The sequence below is a fragment of the Trinickia sp. genome, from assembly GCF_035492435.1.
Classification (GTDB): domain Bacteria; phylum Pseudomonadota; class Gammaproteobacteria; order Burkholderiales; family Burkholderiaceae; genus Trinickia.
The window spans coordinates 1-15,213 of the sequence record NZ_DATJJF010000129.1 but is presented as its reverse complement, the minus strand read 5'-3'; the positions used below and the strand labels follow the sequence as shown (position 1 = coordinate 15,213).

Here is a 15,213-nt window from a genome sequence, read left to right as displayed (position 1 = left end):
GCTCGCAAAGCCATACTGCTTTGCAATCGGGGCAATCTGTGCCGTTGCAATGATGCCACCGGTAGCCACGCACACATACAAGATGTACATGACCCAGAAAACCGGGGCGCGAACCATTTGCTTCGTCGTGAAGTCAACCTTTGTTGCTACCACGCGCTTGCGTGCCTGGTTGGCCGGCGGATTCGGGCGAACCATCAGCGTCGCGAGCACGAGAATGCAAATACCCTGCAACAGCCCGAAGAAAATGAACGTGTGCTGGTACCCGGATGTCTGGATCATGTTGGAAATGGGGATCGCAGTCAACGCTGCGCCCCCGCCAAAGCCGGCGGCCGTCAAGCCTGCAGCCATGCCGCGCCGGTCCGGGAACCACTTGAGCGCAACACCTACGCACGTCCCGTAGACGCAGCCCGCTCCAATTCCGGAAATGACAGCTGCGACATAAAGCACCTCGAGGCTAGGCGCATATGCGTTTAGAATCCAACCCAGTCCTGCGCAAACCGCACCGCCCATCACCACTGGACGCGGACCGAACTTGTCCACGAGCCAGCCTTCGACCGGCACGAGCCACGTTTCGGTCACGATGAACAGCGAAAACGCCAATTGAATGGCTGCCTGTCCCCAATGGTGCTTTTGGTCCATCGGGACGACAAAGAGTGTCCAGGCATATTGAAGGTTTGCAACAAGGCCCACGCAAAGTAGGCCGGCCACCAGTTGTATCCAGCGGTTGTGGTGCTTCTTTCCGCTGGCATTCATCGTCGTAGGGGAGTGCTGCACGCTTACCATCTCCATCGTAGTTCTGAAGGGGGGCGCTCGAGCCCGTTGACTGAGCGTCCCAACAGCCCGACCGCCGGCGCCTCAATGTAAGAAGAGGCAAATGTCCGGACCCCGTCGGTTTCGCTAGGATGCGAATGGCATCGGATGGTGCGCCTGCTCCCACGATGTAGACAGTTAATTTTTTTTATGAAATTGATACATCATTGGTAATGGAGTCGGATCCCCGCATGAAGAATGGGGATCGGATCCATATGGGATAAGGCTGGGTGGGACGGACTCAAGATAACAATTCTGTTATCTAGGTCACACACAAGTGACACTTTTGGCTAAAGTGGCCATTAGGTCGGGGGTGAGCGCCGATTCCCCCGCGCGCGTTGTGAGCAACCGAGCGAATGCGATCTCCGCTGTGTCCGATGTTGGCGCTTTCAGCTACGCCCTACACGGTTGACGCACAACCCAGCTTTCAATGAATGGCAGAAGGTAAGCTTTCACGACGCCTTCAGCAAGGCACTGTGCCACCGCGTGCAGACGACCTGCGCTACATGCCCCTATAAGGGGTGAAACATATTGCCAACGACTTTTCGTTCATCGTCGCGAAACACGTGGTGGGACTCACAGGTCTGGTAGTCCACGCGCGTCGGCATGAGGAACAACAAACGGTCTTCCGGAAGTACCCGATCAACACAGCCAATCGGGCGGACACAGTTTTCGGCGTGATGGGTATCGGTCACGTCTGTCAGCAGTCCTGATGATCGGAAGTCCTAACAATCTGCAGCCCTAATAATAGGCTATTTCAGCAATAGTCGATTTTTTATTTAGCAGTCCTGAGGGTGGCTAGCTTACTTTTGGACTGCGCGTTCCGACCTACTTCAATCGCCGCTCACACTCGACTTTCGATTCGCTTCTGCTCAGCCGACTCTTTGCCACGTTGCAGATGGAGCGACACCGCCCAGATTACAAGGCCACCCACCGCCAGCAACGCGCCGACCCAACCGGGCGATGTCCATCCGAATCCACCGGCTATCGCGAGACCGCCGAGAAACGGTCCGAGTGCATTGGCCGTATTGAACGCTGAATGGTTAAGGGCAGCAGCCAGTCCTTGCGCATCCTCGGCAACATCCATGAGGCGGGTCTGCAAGACGGTAGCGAGCGCGCCGCCCACGCCAATCAAGAAGACATCCAGCGTAATAGTCCACACATTGTGCGCGGCAAGCGGGAAAACGATCAGTGTCGCGGCGCTCCATACGAGAAGAATGCCTGCCGTGCGCATCAGCGCCCGATCCGCGAACACAGGCACCACCAGATTGCCGATCGTGAGGCCCACGCCGAGGACGCTCAAAATCAGCGCCGTCATCGCCACTGAAACGTGCGTGACCGACGTCAGGATATCGGCCAAATAAGTGTAGACGGCAAAGAGACCGCCGAATCCGATGGCACCGATGCCGAGGGTGAGCCACACTTGAGCACGTCGAAGTGCACTCAGTTCCCGCAGCGGACTCGCGTCGGCGTCGGCCGGCACCGAAGGCGCAAACAGTCGCACGCACGTCATCGTCAGTACGCCTAACGATGCGGCAAATCCAAAGCTCCACCGCCAACCGATGATGTGCCCGAGCCAGTCTGAAAACGGCACGCCTGCGATCGTGGCAACGGTCAAGCCGAGAAACATCCTGCCGACGGCCACTGTGCGGCGATCCTCTGGCACGAGCGAACTTGCGACTAGCGCGGCGATGCCGAAGTAGGCGCCGTGCGGCAATCCGCAGATAAACCGGAAAATGAGCAACCACGCGTAGCTCGGCGAAAGCGCACTCAACACGTTTCCGAGCACGAACATCGCCATCAACAGGATCAGCAACGTGCGACGGTTCAATCGCGCACCGAGCACGGCGAGCGTCGGCGCACCGACCACCACACCGAGAGCGTAGGCACTGATCACATGCCCCGCAGTCGGAGCGTCGATGCCGAGCCCACTCGCAAAGAGCGGCAGCAGGCTCATGGTGCCGAACTCGGTCGTGCCGATCGCGAATCCGCCGACCGCTAGCGCAAAGAGTACGAGTCCGGTGTTTGCCTTCGAAGCCTGATGCATCAATTCGCTCGCTGATAGACCATCTTTCAAAAAACGCCGATTCTACTGGCAATTAGCGACGAGATGTGTTGCGCACCCCATTAGGCGGCAATGTGCCGCAGCCTGCCCCCATCGATTCGAATATTTCGGTTCGAGTCCGACCTCTTCCGAGCAAATCAACCGCACCACCCACGACAAGTCATCCTTGCTGAATTCTATCGATACGTTATATCATTGCATCCGGTTGATGATATGTTATATCGTCTCCTACTGATTCGAATGCAGCTCGCTTGCGGCGAGCCGGGTAAAGCGGCGCATTGCCGTTCAAAAGACAACGAGAAGGGACGATGGAACGCTCACGGATAGCTCAAGCCTGCGCAGTGCTCGTCGCGCAGGTCCTCAGCACGCACATGCTTGCGGCGCACGCACAAGCCACAGCGCCTGCACAAGCCACAGCGCCTGCACAAGCCGCAGCGCCGGAGGCAGCCAGTGCAACGCAAACCCAAGCGAATGCAACGCAACAAAAAACAAGCGCCAAGGCCGGCACTCAAAACGACAACGTGAAGCGCATCGACGTGACCGTCGTTAACGCTCAGCGGCTGGATCGCGCGCGCAACGGCTTGTTGCCTGAGGTCGGGAGCAGTGTCTATCGGATTACTCAGAAAGACATCGACAACATGCCGCAGGGCGCGAATACACCGCTCAATCAGGTGCTGCTGCAAGCGCCCGGTGTCGCCCAAGATTCCTATGGCCAGGTGCACGTACGCGGCGAGCACGCAAATCTGCAATACCGCATCGACGGAATCATGATCCCCGAGCCGATCACCGGCTTCGGTCAGTCGTTCGATTCGCGCATCATTGACGAGGTCAGCCTCCTGACCGGCGCCCTGCCCGCCCAATACGGCGACCGCACAGCAGGCATCGTCGATATCCGCACAAAGGAAGGCGACACGGGCAACGGCGGCACGCTCGACGTGTATGGCGGCAGCCATCAAACGATTCAGACCAGCGCAGATGTATTCGGCTCGAGTGGGCCATTCACCTATTACTTTGCAGGCTCGCTCGGTCAAAACAATCTGGGCATCGAGGCGCCCACTGCCGACGGCAATCCACTGCATGACCAGACACGTCAGGGCAATGGGTTCGGCTACCTGTCCTATATGATCAACTCGCTCACGCGCGTGAGCGTCATGTTCGGCTCAGCGTCCAACCATTTTGAAATCCCGAACACGCCGGGGCTTACCCCTGCATACGCGCTAAACGGTGTGTCGACATTCAACTCGGCGAACCTTGACGAAACGCAGTCCGAGCTCGACAACTTCGCGGTAGTCGCCCTGCAAGGCACGAATGGGGCCGCGTTGGACTACCAGGTCGCGCTTTACTCGCGTTACACCCGAACGCAATTTAACCCCGACACCGTTGGCGATCTGATCTTCAACGGTGTTGCATCGAGCAATTTCCATAGCGATCAAGCCAACGGTCTGCAAGCCGACACGACGTACCGGCTTAACAGCAACCACACTGTGCGCGCCGGGATCATGGCGGAGCAGGAGCACGCAGACTTCAGCAACAGCGTGGCCGTTTTCCCCGCTGATGCCAGCGGGGCGCAGTTGTCGGACCAGCCGTTCACGATCAACAACTCGAGCAGCCAGACCGGCTATCTGTACGGTCTTTATCTGCAAGACGAATGGAAGCTCACCAGCAAGCTGACATTGAATTATGGGGTTCGCTATGACAGGATGGACGAATACATCCAGGCCGGTCAGCTGAGCCCTCGTATCGGGCTCGTCTATCAGCCGACCCACTCAACGACGCTGCACGCAGGTTACGCGCGCTATTTCACGCCGCCGCCTTTTGAGCTGGTGTCGAATGGGACGGTGAGCTTATTCAACGGCACCACTAACCAGAGTGCGAGTGATAAAGACGATCCAGTCAAGCCAGAGCGCAGCGACTATTTCGATGTCGGCGTTTCGCAGCGCGTGACATCCGACCTCACGCTCGGCCTCGATGCGTACTACAAGATCGCACGCGATATGCTCGACGAGGGCCAGTTCGGCACGGCGCTTATCTACACGCCGTTCAACTATGAATACGGCCGCGTGTATGGCGTCGAATTCACGGCGAACTACAAGCACGGTAACGTATCGACGTATGCCAACGTTGCATGGAGCCGCGCGCAGGGCAAGAACATTGAATCCGCGCAGTTCAATTTCACGGCGGCAGAGCTCGCGTACGCTGCCGGCAATTGGCTCTATCTCGATCACGACCAACGTGTCACTGCATCGTTCGGCGGTTCATACACGTTCCGCAGAACCACCTTTACCTTCGACGGCCTCGTCGGTAGCGGTCTGCGTAGCGGCTTTGACAACACCGACAAGCTGCCTTGGTATTGGCAACTCAATCTTGGCGTGATCGAGCGCTTCAATGCCCCGCTCATCGGCAGATTCGATGCCCGAATCGTGCTTATCAACGCCTTCAATAGTGTGTATGAACTGCGGGATGGGTCCGGCATCGGCGTTGAGGCACCGCAGTATGGCCCGCAGCTCGCCGTCTATGGCGGCATAACGAAGCACTTCTGACACATTGCGATCACGGACTTCTCACAAACGACTGAACGGTTTAGTCGAAGCCTTTCGAGTGAGGGGCCGGGTCATTTGTCCGCTGACTCTGCCCGCCCTCGACGCGCCTGCCATCAGGCTCGAACCTCAGCCCACCGCCGGCTCATCCTCGCCAGAAGTTTTGCCGGGTTTGTCGGCAGGTGATTGCTTGCGGCCTTGATCTTCGCGCTCGGGCATGCGGCTATGCTCGTCGTCGCTATGCTCGACCGGCTTCGGATGCTCGAGATCCGGCTTTTTCGGTGTGTCGCTCGTTTGTTCCATAACGTTGTCTCCTCGAGAACTGTTCCTTGTTTCCGAGAAGAGGAAGCAACAAGCGAACCTGCTGCCTTGAGTCAATCGAATTCGAGTACACGGCGCTCCTGTTCTGCGCGGGCCCGGCGCTAACATATCGCGTTATCCGGCACGAAAGCAGTGAGAGGGTCCATCATGCGCCAAGCACTTCATCATCTCGAGATCGATACACCAGGACGGGGCCTCGTCGACATCACGGCCCCGATCCGCGAATTCGTCGGCGAACAATCGATCGATATCGGCCTCCTTACGATCTTTTGCCGCCATACGTCGGCGTCGCTATTGATTCAGGAAAACGCTGACCCGTCCGTACAACGCGATCTGGAGCGGTATTTTGAAACGATCGCACCCGAGGATCCGCGGCGTTACGAGCACGACACCGAAGGCCCCGACGACATGCCCGCGCATTTGCGCACTGCATTGACACAGGTACAGCTATCGATACCGCTCGAGCACGGACGATTGGTACTGGGTACCTGGCAGGGCATCTATCTCTTCGAGCATCGGGCGCGCACTCATACGCGCGAAGTCGTACTCCATATCATGGGTAGCTGACGCGCCAAGCTCACGTTCGGGTCAACGGGCTTCGACTCGTGTTCAGCTTACGGGAGGCCTAGGCTCGTTCTGCGGCACGCGCTGTTTCGCGTGCGCGCAATAACAGGCAAACGTGATGGCGAGCCCGATCGCTGAAACGATGAGTGCCAACTGGCAGACGAATCGCCAACCGAAACGCTCGAGTATGAGGGGCCCCGCAATGGAGCCGAGCGCGCCCGCCGCGTAATAGATGAACATGTAGACACTATAAATACGGCTTCGCGAATCGGCGTCGATAGCAAGTACGCGCGTCTGATTGGCGACCTGCGCAGAGAAGCAGCCGGCATCGAAAACGACGAGGCCAACGGCCAAAGCGGCAATCGATGCCGGAGCGGCCATCATCAGCGCCACGCCAGCCAGCACAAGCACCAGCGATGCCGCAATCACCTGCCTGTGCCCGAAGCGGTCGGCGGCGCGCCCGGCCACACGCGTCGCGAAGAGCCCGAGTATTCCCGCGAAGCTGAACATCCCGGCTTGAGCCGCGCTGAGATTCAACGGAGGGCCGGCCACCTCCAGGACGAGCGTAATCCAGAGCATGCTGAAAACGAAGAACCAGCATGCACCTACGGCGATGCCTTCGCGCAACAGCGCAAACCTGAACAACAATGATGGAAGCGAGCCGAGCAAACGAAGATAGCTGCCCGCGCCGCTGGGCGCCTTTTTGGGCAGCAAGCGTTGAGCGACGAAAGCGAGCACAAGACATGCGGCGCCGGAAAGTATCAGCAGGGTGCGCCAGCCTGCTGCCTGCGCGACGAGTCCGCCAACGAAGCGACTCAGCAAAATGCCTGCGGATATCCCCATGCCGACGGTACCGACGGCACGCCCCCGGGAAAGCGGATCTGCCACCTTGAACGCAATGCTCGCGAGATGCACTGCATTGGTGGCGAGCATGCCGATCATGCAGCCTGCGGCTGCCAGCGCCGAGACGTTGGGTGAACACGCGGCCAGCACGAGCGCGACGGCCAGCAACGCAAACTGGCAGGAGACGATGCGAGCCGCAGCGACCCTGTCGCCCAACGGAACCAGCAACACGATGCCGACCATATAGCCAGCCTGCAAGCTGGCGGCCACCAGCCCCATCTTCGAGAGCGGCACGCCGAAAGTCTGCGCTACGGCCGGTAACGCTGGCTGCAAGCTGTAGTTGTTCTGAATCGCTACGCCCGCGGCCAGCGCGATGAAGGCAATCAGCGAGGTCGCCCCTCTGCTCTTCGTCCGTGCGGTGCCTGCGTTCGGCAGGCGGTTCATGTCTGAGTTGTCACTGCTCAAGGCTTAGCTCTTCACCGCGGTGATTTCGATCTCAATCAAAATCTTCGGATCGATGAATGACTTCACGTGCAGCAGCGTCAGGGCTGGCCGGATTTCGCCGAACACCTCGCCGTGTGCGCGGCCGGCTTCCTTCCAATCAGTCACGTCGGTCACGTACAGACGACTTTGGACCACGTCCTCGTAATCAAAACCGGCGTCCCGGAGCACGCTGCCGAGCTTGACCAGAATGGCCGTTGTTTGCGAGTACAGGTCTTCGCCGACAATGGCGCCGTCCGGCCCGCTCGCCGCAGTGGCAGATACGTACAGCGTGTTTCCTGCCTGGACTGCCCGCGAATAGCCGATAGCCGCTTCCCAAGTGGAACCCGACGAATAGCGCTTGTGCATGGCTCTCTCCTTTTCACTACCTAGTGCTGAATTAAACATTGGGGCAGCCATCCTAATCTAATTGAGCAAACATTCCAAAAGCCTGCGCTGCCCAATCGATAAGAGAGGCGATCAAAAAGCCACAAGCGACATGAACCATGACCCGACGATCCTATTCGTGATCGCTCATGGCAAAGATGATCCCGCGACCAAACCGTTCAACGCGGCGTGCGCAAACGTTTGCACATTGCGTACTGGGCGATTTATGCAAATGAGACCAACTGAAGCAACGCAAGGCCAACACCGGCCAGTTCGCGGCATTAATCTAATACTCTCTAATAACCGCATTCGTGCTTCGTAGCTGTTCTGCCCCTGCTGGCCGGCTCGGGGAAGAAGCACCTCAAACGAAAATGCCCTCGGCAGGGACGGCAAAAATGCCGCCCAATTCCGAGGGCCATACTCAAAACTGAGATCAACTCACCTCAATCGGTGAAGCGCCGCGACCTCAATCAGGAAAAGCGGTGTGCATGGGATACGGCGCCTTCAACGCGTTCGCTGTCGCGTCGATAAAGACGGCCAAGCCTCGCCGGGAGAAGCACGGTGCGCGAAAGCGCACCGTCCCGTCCGCGACCGTTAAGCTTACGCTACGGCCGCCTCACGCTCGTCGGCCGTTTCCGTCGGCGTGCTGCGGATCAGGTGATCGAACGCGCCAAGCGCCGCTTTCGCGCCTTCGCCCACGGCAACCACAATCTGCTTGTAGGGCACCGTTGTGACGTCGCCGGCGGCAAAGACACCCGGCACCGACGTTGTGCCCTTTGCGTCGATGACGATCTCACCACGGTTGGACAACTCGATCGTGCCCTTAAGCCACTCGGTGTTCGGCACGAGCCCGATCTGGACGAACACGCCTTCGAGCGCAACGCGCTTCGTCTCGCCGGAGCGCAGGTCTTTGTAGACCAAACCGCTGACCTTGGCTCCATCGCCTTCGATCTCGGTGGTCTGCGCGCTCGTTACGATCGTGACGTTGGCGAGGCTGCGCAACTTGCGCTGCAGCACTTCGTCCGCGCGCAGGGTATCGCCAAACTCGACCAGCGTGACTTCGCGCACGATACCGGCGAGATCAATCGCCGCTTCAACGCCCGAGTTGCCGCCGCCGATGACAGCAACGCGCTTGCCTTTGAACAGCGGACCGTCGCAGTGCGGGCAGTACGCAACGCCGCGGTTGCGGTACTCGCGCTCGCCCGGCACGCCAATTTCACGCCAGCGCGCGCCCGTGGCCAGCACGATCGTTTTTGCCTTGAGCACCGCGCCGTTCGCCAGATGAATTTCGTTGACGTCGCCGGGCACCAACTTCTGGGCGCGCTGCGTGTCCATGATGTCGACTTCGTATTGCTTCACATGCTCTTCGAGCGCAACAGCGAACTTGGGTCCTTCGGTTTCCTTAACGGAAACGAAGTTTTCGATCGCCATCGTATCGAGCACTTGCCCGCCGAAGCGTTCAGCGACAACGCCCGTCGCGATGCCCTTGCGCGCCGAGTAAATCGCCGCAGCCGCGCCTGCAGGCCCGCCGCCGACGATCAACATGTCGAACACGGGCTTATTCTCAAGCGCTTTCGCTGCCTTTGCCCCTGCATTGGTGTCGAGCTTCGCGAGAATTTCCTTCACGCCGGAGCGACCTTGACCGAACACTTCGCCGTTCAGGAACATTGTCGGCACAGCCATGATTTGGCGCGTCTCGACCTCGTTCTGGAACAGCGCTCCGTCGATGGCAACATGGCGAATGCGCGGATTGATCAACGCCATGACATTCAACGCTTGCACTACCTCGGGGCAGTTCTGGCAGCTGAGCGAGAAATACGTTTCGAACTGGTAATCGCCGTCGAGTTCGCGAATCTGCTCGATCACCGCCTCGTCAAGCTTCACCGGATGACCACCCACTTGCAGCAGCGCGAGCACGAGCGACGTGAATTCATGGCCCATCGGAATGCCAGCGAAGCGAATGCCCGCGGCCTTGCCAGGCTCGCCAATCGAAAACGAAGGCTTGCGTTCGTCGTCACCACGCCGCTCGACGAGGGCAACGCGCTCAGACAGGGACTTGATATCGTTGAGCATCACAAGAAGTTCTTGCGATTTTTCCGAATCGTCGATCGATGCGACGATCTCGATCGGCCGCGTGACTTTTTCTAAATACGCTTTCAGTTGGGTCTTGAGATTCGCGTCGAGCATGGCTTATCCGGTTTTTTTGAGCGTGAGAGAGCCCACGGTGCCACCCACCTTGGGGTGGCACCGCTTGAGCAGCCTTTCGGCTGCGGTTACTACTGGGGTCAATTTTGGAGGGTGGCTGGCGCAGAGTCGGCCAGTCAGCCCTCTAATGAAGAGCAGTCAGCTTAGATCTTGCCGACGAGGTCGAGCGAGGGCGTCAACGTCTCAGCGCCCGGCGTCCACTTAGCGGGGCAAACTTCGCCCGGGTGTGCGGCAACGTACTGAGCAGCTTGCACCTTACGCAGCAGCTCGCCCGCATCGCGGCCGATACCGTTGTCGTGCACTTCGCACAGCTTGATCTGGCCTTCCGGGTTGATGACGAACGTGCCACGCAGCGCCAGACCTTCTTCTTCGATCAGAACGTCGAAAGCACGCGAAATTGCGCACGTCGGGTCAGCGATCATCGGGTACTTGATCTTGCCGATCGCGTCCGACGTGTCGTGCCATGCCTTGTGCGTGAAGTGCGTGTCGGTCGAGACACTGTAGATTTCAACGCCGAGCTTCTGGAATTCGGCATAACGGTCAGCCAGGTCGGCCAGCTCGGTCGGGCACACGAACGTGAAATCCGCCGGGTAGAAAACGAAGACGGACCACTTGCCTTTGAGCTTCTCGTCCGTAACGGTCACAAAGTCGCCGTTGTGGTATGCGTTGGCCTTGAAGGGCTTAACTTGGCTGTTGATGATCGGCATTTCGCTGATTCCTCATCGTGGTTGGGAAGTGCATGAAGTATGCGGGGAAGCATTGTATCGGTACATTTGATAATTGGTATCCACCTCATTTGCCAAGCCTATCGAACACTCGGACTCATGCGTTGCGGACAATGACGCCGTACCAACCCATTCCCTCATACGTTTCGTACCCGGGCGTCAAGGCGATCTCGATCTGGCCGATCGGCGCCTGCCTTCGGATCGGCGATCTGCAAGCGGATTGTCTCCTCTAGTACACCACTTTCGTCTGAGCTCGCGTTTCACCCGATGGCGCGCATCGACGAGCAGGCAGCGCGTGCGCGCCCGCTCGTCGGACGACAGGCGCACACTTTTGACAACCGTGGATTTTGCGGAGCCCAGTCAAAAAAACGGCGAGCACGTCTATTGGCCGCCCGGCGTGGCTACCGCCTTCACGTATGGCCGCGGCATAGGTCGCTACCGTTGCGCCATCGAGCGCAGGCACGCGCTCGGGCTCTTCGCTCGCTTACTCGCCGCCTGTTGCAGAGGTGACTGCCGCCTTCAACCAAGACTCACCTGCGACATTTTGCCGCCGATATGATATCCCTTTATGTTTTATAGCTTGTCAAGTACCGGCATCATTTGCGACACCAAGCTTGCTTCCCGCTGGATTTTTGCACCCAGCTACGCACCATAACGACGCACCACGATCCACATTTGTGACATGCGCAGCAATATGGCGCACCGCCCCGGCGTTTCATCGTCGAATTAGATGATTTGCAACCAGCCGCATAAACGGCCAAGGCGTCATTGGACTTGAAGGCAGGCAGCAAATATATCTGTGCCGCTCACGGCCAGTTTTCAATTGCATTTATTCGCCCGATTTAGCAGTCATTTTCACGCCAACCGGCAGTGGCCGCTCGCCCGTTCGCGCTGGCCCAAGCATGGTCACTGTTTTCGATTTTTCCTATTGCCACCCGCTAGTGGCTGTCAGACAGTGTCGCTCGGCAGTCTTGCCCATCATGGCATTTCAAAACCGGGAAAACGATTTCATGCGATATTCATCCAGTCGTCGTGCATTGCTGCGAGCGGCCGCCTGTGCCCCCATCGCGCTCGCATTCAAGGCACACGCAGCAAAAGACGCCCATTCGCGCGCCGCGTTGGCCGATTTGGCTACGCTTGAAAAAACGTCGGGAGGACGGCTGGGCGTCTATGCGCTCGATACAGGCAACGGCGTGGAAATTCGCCAGCGTGCCGATGAGCGCTTCCCGTTGTGCAGCACGTTCAAGCTGGTTTTAGCTTCGGCCGTGCTCGCAAAAAGTGTCGAGGCGCCGCACCTTATGGAGCAACGCATTCGATACGACGCAAGCGACCTTCTCGACTACGCCCCAACAACGCGTCAGCACCTCTCCGAGGGAATGACCGTCGCTGCTCTCTGCCGCGCGACCGTCGAGTGGAGCGACAACACGGCCGCCAATCTGCTCATCAAAATGCTTGGCGGCCCGTCTGCCGTGACGGCCTACGCCAGGTCGATCGGCGATCACGAGTTCCGCCTCGATCGCTGGGAAACGGAGCTCAACACAGCCATACCCGGAGATTTGCGCGATACCTCAACGCCAGCCGCCATGGCTCGCACGACTCGAGCGGTAGCACTCGGCGACGCGTTGCCCGCATCGCAGCGACAGACATTACAAACGTGGCTGCGCAACTGCCAGACAGGGGCGAAAAGGATTCGCGCGGCGGTGCCAGCCGGCTGGGAAGTCGGCGAAAAGACAGGCACCGGCCACTATGGATCGACCAATGACACCGGCGTCATATGGCCGCCTTCGCGCAAGCCGATCGCATTGGCCATTTATTACACGCAGCAGCACGCCGATGCAAAGACACGCGACGATGTCGTTGCGGCAGCCGCGCGCATCGTGATCGACAGCTTTGCGAAGAATTCGGGTAGGTCAACCTGACTCCAGCGCGGCAAAGGCAAGCACAGGCTGGCCGGTGGGCGAATCGAACGTCCTTCCCGGCCGACTGCAAAGATGCTTGTGGCGTTATCTGCGACTGGCTTACGTGAATACTCACCGTGTCCAAACGGAAGAACAATGATGGATCGACGCACTGACATCGCCTTTTTCACGCTGCTCGCAACGAGCTATCGGCACTTTTGGAGCGAGCACCTCGTGCCCGCGGACATGAGCACGCATGAAGGCACAAGGTGGCTTTATGAATCAGCGCCGTTTTTGCTGCTTGCTCATAACGCAGAGCTTGACCCCGTCTTCATATACGGAAACAAAGCGGCGCAGCGGCAATTTGAGTACGCTTGGGACGAGCTGGTTCAATTACCGTCGCGACTATCCGCCGCTGAGCCCGATCGCCGCGAGCGCACCACGTTCATCGAGCAAGTGAGGAAAGACGGGTGTGCCGAAAATTACCGGGGGATCCGCATTGCAAAGTCCGGCAAGCAATTTTGGATTGAGCGAGCAAGGCTTTGGCAACTCGTGGATGATAACCAACGCCTGCACGGACTCGCTGCAATGATCCCTATAACGGCCGAGATTGACTAGCCCCACTCCCTGCGAGCGTCACGAACCGAGCAGTCCCGCCGCAATGTTGACGGACAGACCAAGCACCGCCGCGTTGAAAAAGAACGAAAGAACAGACTGGACCAACGCAGTGCGTCTGGCCTCGCGTGAGCAAATCGTGACGTCCGATGTTTGGGAAGCCACCGCAATGGTGAACGAGAAGTAAAGAAAATCCCAGTAATCCAGATCTCGACTCTGCTCAGGAAACCGCAACGAGGTCTTATGCCCCGATCGATGATAGTAGCGCGCGTACTGGAGCGTGAAAATCGTCGGAATCAAGAGCCAAGCGCCGAGCATCGTCGCCGCCGTCAACATGTAATTGACCAGCGCGGCAGTGCCGCCGATGCCTTTTGCCTGCGCAAGCTCAACAACGATCGCAACGATGCTCGCGACCGCCGCGGTGGTAACAATCGTGAGGACAGCCGTTGCCCCTTCGTCTTCGCGTTCCGCGACACGTTGCACCTCATCGGGACTCGCGTTCGCCATCCTGATCCAGATGAGAACCAGGTAAAGCCACATGCAGGTATCCCATCCCAACAAGGCACGCTGTATGGGACGCAGGTGCCAGGGCTCAAAGACGTATACAGCGAGACCGACAAGCAGGCCGATAAATATACGGGGACGGTTGGTAAAAAAACGATTCATCGAGTTCGATATCGTTGACAGTCATGTCGCGGCCGCAACACCGAAACACAGGGCTTCGGAGCGCCGGGAAAGTCGCCACTGTAGCAAACGTTTCCTGCTCGATGCCATGCGCCGCCGTCGGCCCGAAGCAAGATTGATACGCCTCACTGCGGCCAGCCCGGGAACAGGCATGCGCTGTGCGGCTCACTAGATGACACAACGAGCACTGCAATTGGGGAACTCTCAATGCCTGCGATCGCGCTGCGGAGTTTCTTTAGGCACACTCGCCGGGAAGTGGAGAGCATCGTCGATGCCGTGACACACTTCGGCAAGCACCGCTGCTCCAGCATGGCTGCCGGCATTGCCTTTTATTCCGCTTTTTCGTTGGCGCCGATGCTGGTGATGGTAATCGCGGTCGCCGGATGGTTTTTGGGAACCGAAGCGATACGCGGGCAGATTTTCATTGAGGCGCGCCATCTCATCGGCGACCAGGCTGCCGCCGCCGTGCAGATAATCGTAGTCAATGCGCACAAGCATGGGGATTCGGGCGGGTTCGCCGCCCTCGTCTCGTTTGCCGCGCTGGCGATAGGCGCATCCGCCACCTTCGCTTCGCTCAACACCGCCCTTTCCGTCGTCTGGCCGCCAGTCGACGACAGCCGATTTTCCAGTGTCGTCGCGCTCGTCAAAGTCCGCCTCATCTCGTTTGGGCTTGTGCTCGGCGTCGCCTTTCTCGCCATCGTTTCGCTCGTGCTCGACACGCTGATAACTTTCGTCGGCGCGTGGCTGTGGGGCAACAGCCCCTACGCGATCGTCGGAGACATACTCCAGCTCGCGTTCGGACTCACCGTGCTCGCGCTTTCGTTCGCCGCGCTGCTCAGGTTTCTGCCCGATGCACCTATCGTGTGGCGCGACGCACTTACCGGGGGCATCGTCGCTGCTTTACTGTTTATAGGCGGCAAGAAACTGTTCGCGCTCTACCTTACCCACGCCGGCATGGCCAGTGCGTTCGGCGCAGCCGGTTCGTTGGCTGTTTTGCTGATGTGGCTGTACTTTTCAGCAGCGGTTTTGCTTTTCGGCGCGGAATTCGCGGCAGCGCGCGGTCGGCGAAACAAACCGGC

Annotated in this window: 13 protein-coding genes; 5 read left to right on the top strand and 8 right to left on the bottom strand. The window is 58.7% G+C overall.

Going from position 1 to position 15,213, the window contains the following annotated elements; genetic code table 11:
• Together oxlT and VL598_RS10070 are read right to left on the bottom strand one after the other, a co-directional pair.
• The coding region (oxlT, locus tag VL598_RS10075) for an oxalate/formate MFS antiporter (RefSeq protein WP_325326570.1) at positions 1-753 on the bottom strand (753 nt) is incomplete at its 3' end.
• A 901-nt stretch (positions 754-1,654) separates the two neighbouring features.
• Positions 1,655-2,857 carry an MFS transporter gene (locus VL598_RS10070; RefSeq protein WP_325326569.1) on the bottom strand — a complete coding sequence of 401 codons (1,203 nt, stop codon included), beginning with the start codon at positions 2,855-2,857 and terminating at the stop codon, positions 1,655-1,657.
• Positions 2,858-3,246: 389 nt separating this feature from the next.
• Between VL598_RS10070 and VL598_RS10065 the strand changes: the two genes are divergently transcribed.
• Positions 3,247-5,415, top strand: coding sequence for a TonB-dependent receptor (locus tag VL598_RS10065; protein WP_414718693.1), 2,169 nt, complete (start codon positions 3,247-3,249; stop codon positions 5,413-5,415).
• 126 nt (positions 5,416-5,541) lie between these two features.
• On the opposite strand, the gene VL598_RS10060 is transcribed toward VL598_RS10065, so the two are convergent.
• Positions 5,542-5,715: a hypothetical protein gene (locus VL598_RS10060; protein WP_325326567.1), complete on the bottom strand. Its 174-nt coding sequence runs from the start codon at positions 5,713-5,715 to the stop codon at positions 5,542-5,544.
• A 165-nt stretch (positions 5,716-5,880) separates the two neighbouring features.
• On the opposite strand from VL598_RS10060, the gene VL598_RS10055 reads away from it, so the two are divergent.
• Entirely contained in the window at positions 5,881-6,300 is a 420-nt protein-coding gene (locus VL598_RS10055) for a secondary thiamine-phosphate synthase enzyme YjbQ (RefSeq protein ID WP_325326566.1), read from the top strand.
• 42 nt (positions 6,301-6,342) lie between these two features.
• Here the strand turns inward: VL598_RS10055 and VL598_RS10050 are convergent, their stop codons facing one another.
• From VL598_RS10050 to ahpC, 4 genes are all read right to left on the bottom strand, one after another.
• Positions 6,343-7,584 carry an MFS transporter gene (locus VL598_RS10050; RefSeq protein ID WP_325326565.1) on the bottom strand — a complete coding sequence of 414 codons (1,242 nt, stop codon included), beginning with the start codon at positions 7,582-7,584 and terminating at the stop codon, positions 6,343-6,345.
• Between the two features lie 24 nt (positions 7,585-7,608).
• Complete coding sequence (locus VL598_RS10045) at positions 7,609-7,989, bottom strand: RidA family protein (RefSeq protein ID WP_325326564.1); 381 nt, start codon at positions 7,987-7,989, stop codon at positions 7,609-7,611.
• A 618-nt stretch (positions 7,990-8,607) separates the two neighbouring features.
• Positions 8,608-10,194 carry an alkyl hydroperoxide reductase subunit F gene (gene ahpF / locus VL598_RS10040; protein WP_325326563.1) on the bottom strand — a complete coding sequence of 529 codons (1,587 nt, stop codon included), beginning with the start codon at positions 10,192-10,194 and terminating at the stop codon, positions 8,608-8,610.
• 161 nt (positions 10,195-10,355) lie between these two features.
• Positions 10,356-10,919 carry an alkyl hydroperoxide reductase subunit C gene (gene ahpC / locus VL598_RS10035; protein WP_325326562.1) on the bottom strand — a complete coding sequence of 188 codons (564 nt, stop codon included), beginning with the start codon at positions 10,917-10,919 and terminating at the stop codon, positions 10,356-10,358.
• 1,028 nt (positions 10,920-11,947) lie between these two features.
• Here ahpC and bla point away from each other — a divergent pair.
• Both bla and VL598_RS10025 read left to right on the top strand, forming a co-directional pair.
• Positions 11,948-12,856 carry a class A beta-lactamase gene (gene bla / locus VL598_RS10030; protein WP_325326561.1) on the top strand — a complete coding sequence of 303 codons (909 nt, stop codon included), beginning with the start codon at positions 11,948-11,950 and terminating at the stop codon, positions 12,854-12,856.
• A 138-nt stretch (positions 12,857-12,994) separates the two neighbouring features.
• A complete protein-coding gene (locus tag VL598_RS10025) occupies positions 12,995-13,453 on the top strand; it encodes an MEKHLA domain-containing protein (RefSeq protein WP_414718692.1) in 459 nt (152 codons plus the stop codon).
• An 18-nt stretch (positions 13,454-13,471) separates the two neighbouring features.
• Here the strand turns inward: VL598_RS10025 and VL598_RS10020 are convergent, their stop codons facing one another.
• Positions 13,472-14,116 carry a DUF1345 domain-containing protein gene (locus VL598_RS10020; protein WP_325326559.1) on the bottom strand — a complete coding sequence of 215 codons (645 nt, stop codon included), beginning with the start codon at positions 14,114-14,116 and terminating at the stop codon, positions 13,472-13,474.
• Between the two features lie 225 nt (positions 14,117-14,341).
• Here VL598_RS10020 and VL598_RS10015 point away from each other — a divergent pair.
• Positions 14,342-15,213: YihY/virulence factor BrkB family protein (locus tag VL598_RS10015; protein ID WP_325326558.1), on the top strand; the 872-nt coding region annotated here is incomplete at its 3' end.